General features: G+C 38.6%; 7 protein-coding genes and 1 rRNA gene. 2 read left to right on the top strand and 6 right to left on the bottom strand.

What is annotated here, in order from left to right; all coding sequences use genetic code 11:
* Positions 1-69: ribosomal RNA gene (locus LVD47_RS22530) — 16S ribosomal RNA — on the bottom strand; the annotation flags it as partial.
* 317 nt (positions 70-386) lie between these two features.
* Between LVD47_RS22530 and LVD47_RS22535 the strand changes: the two genes are divergently transcribed.
* A complete protein-coding gene (locus tag LVD47_RS22535; protein ID WP_255785395.1) occupies positions 387-1142 on the top strand; it encodes a M48 family metallopeptidase in 756 nt (251 codons plus the stop codon).
* Positions 1143-1503: 361 nt separating this feature from the next.
* Here the strand turns inward: LVD47_RS22535 and LVD47_RS22540 are convergent, their stop codons facing one another.
* From LVD47_RS22540 to purD, 5 genes are all read right to left on the bottom strand, one after another.
* Complete coding sequence (locus LVD47_RS22540) at positions 1504-2880, bottom strand: peptidylprolyl isomerase (RefSeq protein WP_236980863.1); 1377 nt, start codon at positions 2878-2880, stop codon at positions 1504-1506.
* Positions 2870-3769: a hypothetical protein gene (locus LVD47_RS22545; RefSeq protein ID WP_236980865.1), complete on the bottom strand. Its 900-nt coding sequence runs from the start codon at positions 3767-3769 to the stop codon at positions 2870-2872. The genes LVD47_RS22540 and LVD47_RS22545 overlap by 11 nt, the downstream gene beginning before the upstream one ends.
* Positions 3735-5714, bottom strand: coding sequence for a peptidylprolyl isomerase (locus LVD47_RS22550; RefSeq protein WP_236980866.1), 1980 nt, complete (start codon positions 5712-5714; stop codon positions 3735-3737). The genes LVD47_RS22545 and LVD47_RS22550 overlap by 35 nt, the downstream gene beginning before the upstream one ends.
* A gap of 199 nt (positions 5715-5913) precedes the next feature.
* Positions 5914-8367: an alanine racemase gene (gene alr / locus LVD47_RS22555; protein ID WP_236980867.1), complete on the bottom strand. Its 2454-nt coding sequence runs from the start codon at positions 8365-8367 to the stop codon at positions 5914-5916.
* Positions 8364-9632, bottom strand: coding sequence for a phosphoribosylamine--glycine ligase (gene purD / locus LVD47_RS22560; RefSeq protein WP_236980868.1), 1269 nt, complete (start codon positions 9630-9632; stop codon positions 8364-8366). Before purD ends, alr begins: the two co-directional genes overlap by 4 nt.
* A gap of 494 nt (positions 9633-10126) precedes the next feature.
* Here purD and ruvA point away from each other — a divergent pair, with 494 nt between their 5' ends.
* A complete protein-coding gene (gene ruvA, locus LVD47_RS22565) occupies positions 10127-10726 on the top strand; it encodes a Holliday junction branch migration protein RuvA (protein ID WP_236980869.1) in 600 nt (199 codons plus the stop codon).
* Positions 10727-10764 lie beyond the last annotated feature (38 nt).

The following is a 10764-nucleotide window of genomic DNA, read 5'->3' on the forward strand; positions in this document are numbered from 1 at the left end:
CCGTACGACTTGCATGTATTAAGCCTCCCGCTAGCGTTCATCCTGAGCCAGGATCAAACTCTCCATTGTATTTAGTTTATATATAATACCTAATAAAATCAGGCACTACAATTTTGATTAATCTCCTTTGGCTCGTACTAGCAAAATTTAAAAAATTCGTTATCGAAACTCGTATTAAAATACTCGGTTTCTTACCTTGTTTCTCCCAATCTATCAAAGAACTTTTCTTCAAAAGCGGTTGCAAATATAGGAATATAAATTTTATATTTCCAAACTATTTTAAAAATAATTTCAACCACCTTGATTTCCAAAAAGGGTAATAAATATACATATTCTCTATTAATTAAACAAATATATTTTTCAAATAAAAAAAACAAATCAGATATATGGCATACTCCCTAGAAATAAAAATTAAAGATTTTTTTATTTTTTTTCAAATTCATCGAGAAAACAGAAAATCTGTTTCCTATTCTATCAGAAATGATAAAGTCATTATCAGACTACCAAACTTTATGAGTCAAAAAAAATCTCAAAATTATATAGATAAAGCGCCTGAGTGGGTACAAAAACAGCTACATAAAAATCCTAACCTTCATTACACCCTCCCCATTAAACCATATCCATCCGATTTTCAACTACTATTATGTGACCAAAAAGTATCTATCCATATTGATAGATCCCGGGATCAACAAAAACACACCCTTATCCTAAACGGAAAATATAAAGCCTCTACTCCTTCCTTTGGATCAAAATGGGAAGAATATACCTATATAAAAAAAGCACTTAGTACCTTAACCAAGAAAGTATTTGGGACGGCATTATCACAAGAAGTTCATTTTCTCCAAAAAAAATATTCAATAAAATCTTTTGAAAATCTTCGATTCAAATATAATTCCACCAATTGGGGAAGTTGCTCATCCAAAAACAATATCAATCTTAATACCAGGTTATGTCTCCTACCGAAAGAAACACGAACATATATTATATTACATGAAATGGCACATCTATACCATATGAACCATTCCAATGCTTTTTGGAGGTGTGTGGAAACTTGGTGTCCTGACTATCCTAATCAAATAGCGTTTTTAAAAAAGAACGCTCATAAATTAGATTTTTACCCCTATTACACCTGGGAAAAATAGCACATAAAAAAGGAAGTCGGTAATAATAAAAGGAAAAGGGACATTCACACAAAGGCATATCTACAAAACTCTTTTTACCTGGGGAAAAAGTAGGATTTCCCCTGATAGTACCCCCGTGTCATTAGTAAGGAAAATCTTGTCACTCGAAGAATAACCATTACGTTCGGGTCAAATGCCATTCGAAACGTTCAATTGCATACAATTTTGGGTATTTAAAAAGCCGCAGAGAAAGTATTACAGGGATTCCGTCAAGAAATTCGGATGGGTTCCCCTTATATCTATATCCCAAATCATTCAGGCTTTATAATACAACAGAGAGGCCCATGGGTAGGATTAGCGATGTAGACAAGAAGAGGTTCCTCTATGGCTGACTGGTAAAAAGATTTACCCTTCTCCACTTTTCCATAGTCTCACATTCAGATATGTACTCCGGATTGATCTCAATAAATGTTTCGGTGATCTTTCCATCCAGCCATTGATCCAGATACATCTGCTGGCGTTGTTGGACAGCTGCAGTTTTAATCTTGTCATAATCCTCGCCCAGATTGGCTGTATGTGGCTTTGAACGGGAAAACAATTTAATGATCCTCAAAGAATAAGATCTTGAATATTGGTCATATTGCTCTATTGGCCGGGTTACTCCACCTACATCAAGGGTGTCAATAGCAAAGAAAACATCCGTTTCAACATCCGGAGTTTCAAAAAAAGTATTACCCGTTTTGGGATTGGTCATTCTCCCGCCATTGTGGAAGGACTGTGTCTTATCGGATCCAAATTTTCTAACCGCAATTTCCCAGGGTACGGAGTCACGAAGAATCAATGTCCGGATGGAATCCAATTTGGCACTTGCTTTTTCGACATCAGCTTCGGTAATTTCAGGCTTGATCAAAATATGCTCAACGTGAATCCTGTTACCCCTTCTTTCCAGCAGCCTAATCAAATGAAAACCAAATTCAGATTCAACTATATCCGAGATCTCTCCATTTTCTAAGTTAAATGCCGCCGCTTCAAATTCGGGAACAAATTGTCCACGTGCCTGCCATCCCAAGTCTCCACCCATCCTGGCAGAACCAGGGTCGTCCGAATGCTTTCTCGCCAGCTCATTAAATGAAACTCCATCCTCGATTTGATTCTGTATATCTACGATTTGGGCAATGGCTTTATCGCGTTCATCCTGATTCACTTCAGGGAACATAAGTAGTTCCCCAACTTCAACTTCTGCGTTAAAAAACGGTAGTGAGTCCTGAGGAATTGATTCGAAATAGTTAATAACCTCCCGGGGGGTAATTTGTACATTTTCGAGTATTTTACTTCGCATCTGGTTAGCCATCATCTGATCACTAAGATCCTTACGCATCATATTTTTGACCTGGGTAACCGTTTTACCGTAATAATTTTGAAATCGCTCTACATCTCCGTTCATAGTTTGAAGAATGTAATCGATCTTAGCCTGTAATTGTCCTTCTACCTGTTCGGGGGCAACTATCACACTATCCACTTTGGCCTGGTCAATCAATAGTTTCTGTAGAAACAAATCTTCAACGACCTGACACTCCTGGGTTTGAGTCAAACCACCATTGACAGCTTCCTGATAGTCCAGGTTACTTTGAATCTCTGAAGATAATAATATTTCACCTCCCAATTTAGCGGCCAATTGCTCGAGCACTATTCCTTCTCCCTGTCCCCAGCTAAATGTAACCGATAATAACGTAACTAATATAATATGGCTAATTCTCATACTTAATAATCTTATTATTTGATGCAGCTTCCTGATATAAATCTTCTTTTATCTTTTCCAACCACTTCATTTTCCTTCTTTGCAAAATGGTCTTATGAGCAAAATTGCGAATATAGGAAAGTGGGGCATCATCTGTTTCTTCTGCAATTTCAATTATCTTCAAAAAATAGTAACTTTCCTGGTCTTCTAATTCAAGTCGATGACTTTTCTTCAACAAAGATAGGTTAATATTTTCTGGCAAAGCAGTTTGAAGCTCATCAATTGCATACCAGGAAGTATCGAGAATAAAATCCTCCGCATATAAATCCAGGTATTTAATCAAATCTATATTCATATTGACAGCATCATCCATTCCATCCCACAATTTTTTCACTTCATTATATGAATCCTCTATAGAATTCTTAGGAAAAACAGCCAGGTTAAACTTGGCGATCGGCTTCTTGAGTTTGAATTGCCCGGGATTCTCTTCAAAAAACGTCTGAACTTGCTCTTTTGTCACAGTAGTGTCCGAAAATTGTTGTAATAATTTCTCCTCATACTCATGTAAAATCAATGATTCCCTGTAATCTTCTACCAATCTTTCTATCTCCTCCCGATCAATCGCATCCTTTTTCCCATTGTACAGGAGAACTTGTTTCCTTGTCCAACGGTCCACCAGGGCATTGGCAATCAATGTACTGTCATCACTCTTTGCATTATCCGGCATCATATCTTTCAATTCTTCTGAGAAAAGCTTTTCACCAAATACCTCAGCTATTACATCACCCTTATCCACATCAGGATCAACCATTTTATCCGAGCACGACAGCGAAATTAATAGTATTATCGCCACGAAACAAAAACCAAACGAAAAATTAAGATTTAACAAGAGACTGAAAAACGTTCTCATTGACATCGACTTCATATTTGGATTTTAATTCTGCAATCCAATCTTCTTCAAGAAATATTTGGTAATCAGACATTACCTCCCCTTTCGCCTCCTGAAATTTTAAAGGCATGGCTTTACCTACCTCCTGAATTTTCAAAACAGTAGTAGATCCTTTTTCTGCATCTTTTATCATATCCATGTCTCCGATCGAAAGTTCCTTGTCTGCAAAATATTCCTCCTTTAATTCATTCTCCTTCATTTCCATTTTATCATAAGAAATTACTTTCGCTGCTTTATTCAATTTTTTCAGGACCTTTTCAGGAGATTTTTTCCTGATTCTTTTTGCTACCTTTTCAATAACCCTTTCGTCAGTACTATTGATTGTAAATTTTGAAACAGTAATATCCCTTGGGGAATAGTATTCACTTTTATGGTCTTCATAATAGTTCTTTAACCCTACTGTGTCAGATCCGGCCTTATCCCAAATACGCTCCTTCGAAACCTCGAACAACATAATTCCTTCCCGATATTCTCGCATTATTTCTTTGAATTCGGGATAATTTTCTTCCAGGTGGGCCTTCTCAAATTCCAATACCTCCCGGTCTATATAAGCATCAAAAATTTCCTGCATTGCCTCTTCCGGATTTCTAACAGCCCGCGTCTGATACCTGGCATTCCGGTTTTTCTGCAGGTAAGTAGATAGATCCTTTAGCCTATACTCTTTATCCTGAATGGAAAAAAGAACCGGATTTTTGCTTACCTCGGGAGCATCCCATTTTAATTTAAAAACATCTTCAGAAAATACTTCCAGCAAATCTGAAGCTGTGATGTCTCCTATTTGATAGTTCTCTTTGGTCTTGATTTTATTTACCAGCGCTTTTTGGGCAATTTGAAACCGGTAATCATTTTGGATAATATTTTCAAGATAGTCCTTTTCCATAGCGTAAGAATCCAATGTATCGAGTTTGACACGTTGGATAATGTGCCAACCGTATTCAGTCTTCACAGGTAACGAATATCCACCGTCTTGGCTAATAGTAAAGGCGACATCTTCAAATTCGGGTGCAAATGTACCGGTGGTAAAAGCTCCTAGCATCCCGCCTTTATGGTTCGTATTTTTATCCTCACTGTACTTTTTAGCCAACTGTTGAAAGTCGGCACCTTCTTCCAACAATGAATAGATGCGGTCAATTTTCTGCTTACTGGTATCCGTACGGCTGGAGCGGCCGGTCCTAGCCAAAATATGACGGATTGTCATTTCTCCTCTTGCGGGCCTTTTTCCTTCTACTTTGATTATGTGCAAACCCAGGGAGGATTCTACAGGTTCAGATATTTGTCCCACCGGTGTTTCATACATAGCGGTTTCCAAATCGTAAAATCCGTTGGGAAGTTTAGCATACCGATATCCCAGGTGTCCTCCATTCGAAGTTACAGATTGGTCCTGGGAAAACCGCTTAGCCACCGTAGAAAAAGGAAGTCCTTCGGCAAGCGCATTTTTTGCCATCATTAGCCGATCGCGTACATTTTTAATTAAAGCTTCCGGGGCATTTTCAGGTATACGTATTAATATGTGACTTACATCTACTTCTTCTTTTTTCCGTTCGTACAGCTCCCGGGTTAAGTTATCCAGTACCGCTTTGTCGGACATATAATTATTGGCCAGTTGTTCCCGATAATGATTCAACTCTTCCTGTAAGGCAGGATCATCATTGAGTCCCTGCGCTTTGGCATCAGCCACTTTTAATTTAAATTTCTTATACAACTCAAGAAACTCATCTAGCGAAGCTTCCGAAAAATCAGCAGAAGCACCGTTGCTTTTTTCATACACATATTTAAATTCTGAAATATGCACCTTGTCATTTCCCACAGTAAAAAGCACGGGGTCTTCGCTATTGTCCTGAGCATTGAGATGGGGCAATACTAACAGGAATATAGTAAGAAAAGAAGATAAACATCTTACCAACATAATTGATGTATTTTTTTCAAATAAACTATGGAACGAATATAAAGTTATATTTTGTATAAAAAATAACCGTAAAACCAAAATTTGTAATCGGCCGTTTTTCTCACTTTCGAAATGTCAAAACTTCGTAGCTTCTCATGAAGGTATAATTAATGAATTTGTATTTCTGGCTCCCGTATTCCTCTTCAAAGCTGATCACTCCCTAATCGTACACAAAAACCTTCTGCACTCTTCTGCCTATATTCGTCAATATCTCGTAGGGAATGGTTTCCGCGGCTCTGGCCAAAAAATTAATGGAATGGTCTTCATTAAATACCACTACCTCATCCCCCTCTTTGGCAGGAGGATAATCCGTGAGGTCAATCATAGTCATATCCATACAAACATTCCCTATAGTAGGACATAAATGACCGTTAATAAGGACCGAGAACCGCCCATTTCCCGCCAATCGTATCAGGCCATCGGCATATCCCAGACTGATAACCCCTATCCGCGAAGGACGGGTCAATTTCCCTTGCCTTCCATACCCAATGGTTTCACCTGCTTCGATTTCCTTAATTTGGGAAATCCTGCACTTCAAGGAGTGAACGGGAGTCAGTAAAATGAATTCATTTACCCTGTCCATTCCCACTCCGTATATCCCAATGCCCAACCTCACCATATCAAACTGATACTCAGGATACCTTACAATACCCCCAGAATTAAGAATATGCCTGTCAAAACGGATATCCAACTCTTTCATTATCAAGTCAGACATCTTCCGGTAATGTTCTATCTGACGAACCGTAAAATTATGGTGTTCCGGATCATCGCTTGCCGCTAAATGAGAAAATACCGACTGGATAACCAATACTTCTGTGCCTTTGAAGTACGCAATTAAATCAGACAACTGGGTCTCCAAAAATCCAAGCCTGTGCATCCCCGTATCTAATTTCAAATGAACTTTTACACCGGAAAGCCCCCTTTTTGCCACATAATTTTCAAACCGCTCCAGTAAACTGAAGTTATATAATTCCGGTTCCAGGTCATAGTCCAACACCAATTCAAATTCCTGGGGATCCACATTCAATACCAATATCGGAAGGTCTATTCCCGCTTTTCTCAATTCGACCCCTTCATCCACATACGCCACACCTAAATAATCAATCCGGCGGCCGGATAAATATTTCGAAATCCGGACAGCTCCTGCTCCATAGGCATTGGCCTTCACCATGACCATTATTTTTGTCTTAGGATTGAGAAAATTCTCAAAAGACTTGAGATTTTTACTCAAAGCTGATAGGTTGACATCTAATACCGTACTGTGGGTCTGATCCTGGAGTGCATAAACAAAATCCCGTAAAGATTCATTTCTATCTCCTTGGACGAGAACCGCACTCTCTGCCCCCAGCGCTCTTTTAATCAGTGTAATGATTTTTGATTTCGGAACATTAATATTAAACCGGTCTTCATTTTTGAGACGAAGGTCCGCCGGCGGTAAAGAAGATACAAAGATTTCCTGCATATAACCAAATGATAATATACGATCCATCATACGCCAAAAACCATCGGATTCAACAATGGGATTTGCTTTTGAAAAGACACCCCAAATGGGTTTGTCCCCCGTAATTAATTTCAATTTTGAAAGGGTATTTCTAAAGGAGGCCAGGTCCGAAGATTGATTGTCGTGAAAAAGTGATATCCCCCTGAATCCCGGAAAAGTCCTCAATCCCAGGTCTACTCCTGCCAAACGCTCCCAATCCAAATCCGCTTCAAAATTTCCCAGGGCATTTACAGCTGCAAGACACGCTACCTGCAGATCACGGATTCGGTTATTGGAAATGTGAAAAGGGTGCAGTAATTTCAACAATTCCCCTCTATAAAATACATCGACAAATTCTTCTTTTTGACTCCCTATTGCCCGATTAAATGCATAATCAGCATCAAATTCATACCCCCTTGTAATTATTTTATTAGCACCTTCAATACTTAAGAATTTCTTACAATCAAAAGGGATAATATACTGCCTGGAATTGGTAAAGAGTTTTGCCAACTCCCTTGCCAATTCCTCTTTACCTGGAAAATTGCGATTGAACTCAGCATCTACATTAGTAATAATACCCAGGTCAGGTAATATCATATCAGCCAATTCATCCATTTCCCCCGGAGAGGAAATTCCCGCTTCAAAAATTCCCAGATTGTGATGGTCACTAATTTCCAATAATGCGAGAGGGACTCCGAATGCCGAATTATAAGACCCGGGATTTTTCACAATAGTAAAACGACTTTTGAGAAGCTCGTACAACCATTCTTTCAAAGTGGTTTTGTACGTAGAACCGGTAATACCGATTACAGGGAAATTAAATTGCTTTCTGTGGTAAGTAGCTAGAGCTTGCAATGCTTTTACCGGATCGGTAACAATTATAAAATTAGCATCAGAAAGATCGACTAAATCATCTTTGCGGTCACTAATAAAAAACCGTACTCCGTTTTCATATAAGGATCTTATATATTGTCTTCCATGTTGCCTTTTTCCCGGAAGGGCAAAGAATAAAGATTTGGAAGGAACCGTTAGTTGCCGGCTATCAATAAGAGGAATTCTCACTTCTCCATCCTTTTGGATTCGATACTCACCTGTCCCCAATATTTGGATTACTTCAGAAAAAGCATACCTCATAACAAATCAACGCCAATATCCCTCCGATAGTTTATCCCTTCGAATTTGATTTTCTCTATTTCACGTAACGCCGAATTTCTGGCCTCATCAATCGTTTTTCCCTTAGCTGTTACAGCCAAAACCCGACCGCCATTTGTTTGTATTTCCTCTCCCGAACGCTTGGTCCCGGCATGAAAAACCAATTCTTCGATGTTATCCAGCCCATCTATTTTTTTCCCTTTTTCATACCCCCCGGGGTACCCACCGGAAACGGCTACTATTGTACACACCGTATCGGGACTAAATCTGGATTCCATACCTTCTAATTCGCCTCTACTTGCCTTATCACATACTTCCAGCAAATCATTTTCCAGCCTCACAAAGACCGATTGAGTTTCCGGGTCCCCCATCCGACAATTATATTCAATTACTTTGGGTTCGCCATCTACATTAATCAAACCAAAAAATATGAATCCCCGGTAGAGCATTTTTTCTTCGATAATCCCTTTTACGGTAGGTTCTATTATTTGAGATTGTACTTTTTCTTTTAATACACTATCGTAAAAAGGCACGGGGGATACACTTCCCATTCCTCCGGTGTTCAACCCGGTATCTCCTTCTCCGATACGCTTGTAATCTTTGGCTTCGGGAAGAATTATAAAATCCTTCCCATCTACAAGTGCAAAAACTGAAAATTCAATTCCGTCAAGAAATTCCTCTATCACCACTTTTTCACTGGCATCACCAAATTTCCCTTTTAGCATTAAACCCAACTCTTTCCGGGCTTCCGCTATATCGTCTAAAATTAAAACCCCTTTACCCGCAGCCAATCCATCTGCTTTCAATACATAGGGAGGTTTCATTTTGTCCAGGAATGCATATCCTTCTTCCAGGTTGGAAGGTCCGACTTCCAAATATTGAGCTGTTGGAATTTCATATTTTTCCATAAAAGATTTGGCGAATGACTTGCTACCCTCCAGTTGGGCAGCCTTCTTATCGGGACCAAGAATATTGACGTCCTGCAAATCCTTATCACCAAGGAAAAAATCCACGATTCCATCTACTAGTGGAGCTTCCGGACCTACAATTACCAGATCAATATTATTATCCAATACGGCCTTTTTAATCATTTCGAAATCGCTTCCGATACCATCCAGATTTCTGCCCACTGTCTCTGTTCCGGCATTCCCTGGTGCCAGATAAAGTTGATCGCAGTTGGAACTCTGTGAAATTTTCCAGGCCATGGCATGCTCCCGGCCCCCTCCTCCCAAAATAAGAACGTTCATTCAAGATAGTTTTTTGAAAATAATGGCCCAAATATAATGTGAATTAAATAAAGACCTGTTGAGGTTGTCCGGAAAACATCAATTTACTAATAAAATTACTTAAGTATTACCTGAGATAGTCTCTATCTTCGACCTTAAGTCAAAGAAGTTGACTGAACGCCAGGGTCACCTATCAAGGTAGAAATAAGAGCTAATGGGTAATACCCCGCCCATTAGTACAGAGTAGATGGATATTTCTATATGGAATTGAGGCTCTGTTAACCTGATTTCTATATTTATTCAGGATTCATAATTATCATCAAAGGGCAAGCTGAGTTGAGTTTGAAAATATTTTTTTATTTTAAAATACGTAACACACTATCAATCAACACTATTAACCTTTCCCAATTTTTGTTCATCTATAAAAATGCACTTTCAATCATTTTCGGTACAGAATTTGATACATATTAATAAATTAACACATATATTGTGTCATTTTTCAGGAAACGCCGAGTATGTACGAATATATAAAAGGGACTTTAACAGAAAAAAATCCGACTTACGTAATAATAGAAACACGTGATATAGGTTATTATATCAACATAAGTTTAAATACTTTTTCACGGATTCAAGCCCTAAGCGAAGCTAAACTCTATACCTACTTATATATACGGGAAGACATTCGCATGTTATTTGGATTCGCATCAAAAGAAGAACGGAGTATTTTTGAACTTTTTTTGGGAATTAGCGGAATTGGTCCTAATACGGCCAGGCTTGTAATATCATCGATGACGCCGGATCAAATAATTGATGCGGTTACGAACGAAGATGATATTGCCTTTAAGAATGTAAAAGGTATTGGTGCCAAAACGGCCAAGAGGATAATTATTGACTTGAAGGATAAAGTACGGCAAATAGAAGGGACTGAAATTAATTCCGGACCGGGAGTAACGATACCAGGCTCTTCATCTGCTGAGGATGAAGCCCGTGAAGCACTGATGACTCTTGGGTTTCCACGGAATAAAGTGCATCAGGCACTTAGTAAAGTAAAAAAGGCACAAACGGCAAAGACTGTAGAAGATTATATAAAACAGGCATTAAAATTACTGTCGTAATAATGAATTGAAATAAATGTCGTTAAGATTTTGAATTA

Source organism: Membranihabitans maritimus (genome assembly GCF_021729145.1).
Classification (GTDB): Bacteria; Bacteroidota; Bacteroidia; order Chitinophagales; family Saprospiraceae; genus Membranihabitans; species Membranihabitans maritimus.

Excerpts from the sequence above, each read along its gene's own strand:
- LVD47_RS22545 (WP_236980865.1), bottom strand. The coding sequence starts at position 3,769 with ATGAGAACGTTTTTCAGTCTCTTGTTAAATCTTAATTTTTCGTTTGGT.
- LVD47_RS22535 (WP_255785395.1), top strand. The coding sequence starts at position 387 with ATGGCATACTCCCTAGAAATAAAAATTAAAGATTTTTTTATTTTTTTT.
- ruvA (WP_236980869.1), top strand. The coding sequence starts at position 10,127 with ATGTACGAATATATAAAAGGGACTTTAACAGAAAAAAATCCGACTTAC.
- LVD47_RS22540 (WP_236980863.1), bottom strand. The coding sequence starts at position 2,880 with ATGAGAATTAGCCATATTATATTAGTTACGTTATTATCGGTTACATTT.
- alr (WP_236980867.1), bottom strand. The coding sequence starts at position 8,367 with ATGAGGTATGCTTTTTCTGAAGTAATCCAAATATTGGGGACAGGTGAG.
- purD (WP_236980868.1), bottom strand. The coding sequence starts at position 9,632 with ATGAACGTTCTTATTTTGGGAGGAGGGGGCCGGGAGCATGCCATGGCC.
- LVD47_RS22550 (WP_236980866.1), bottom strand. The coding sequence starts at position 5,714 with ATGTTGGTAAGATGTTTATCTTCTTTTCTTACTATATTCCTGTTAGTA.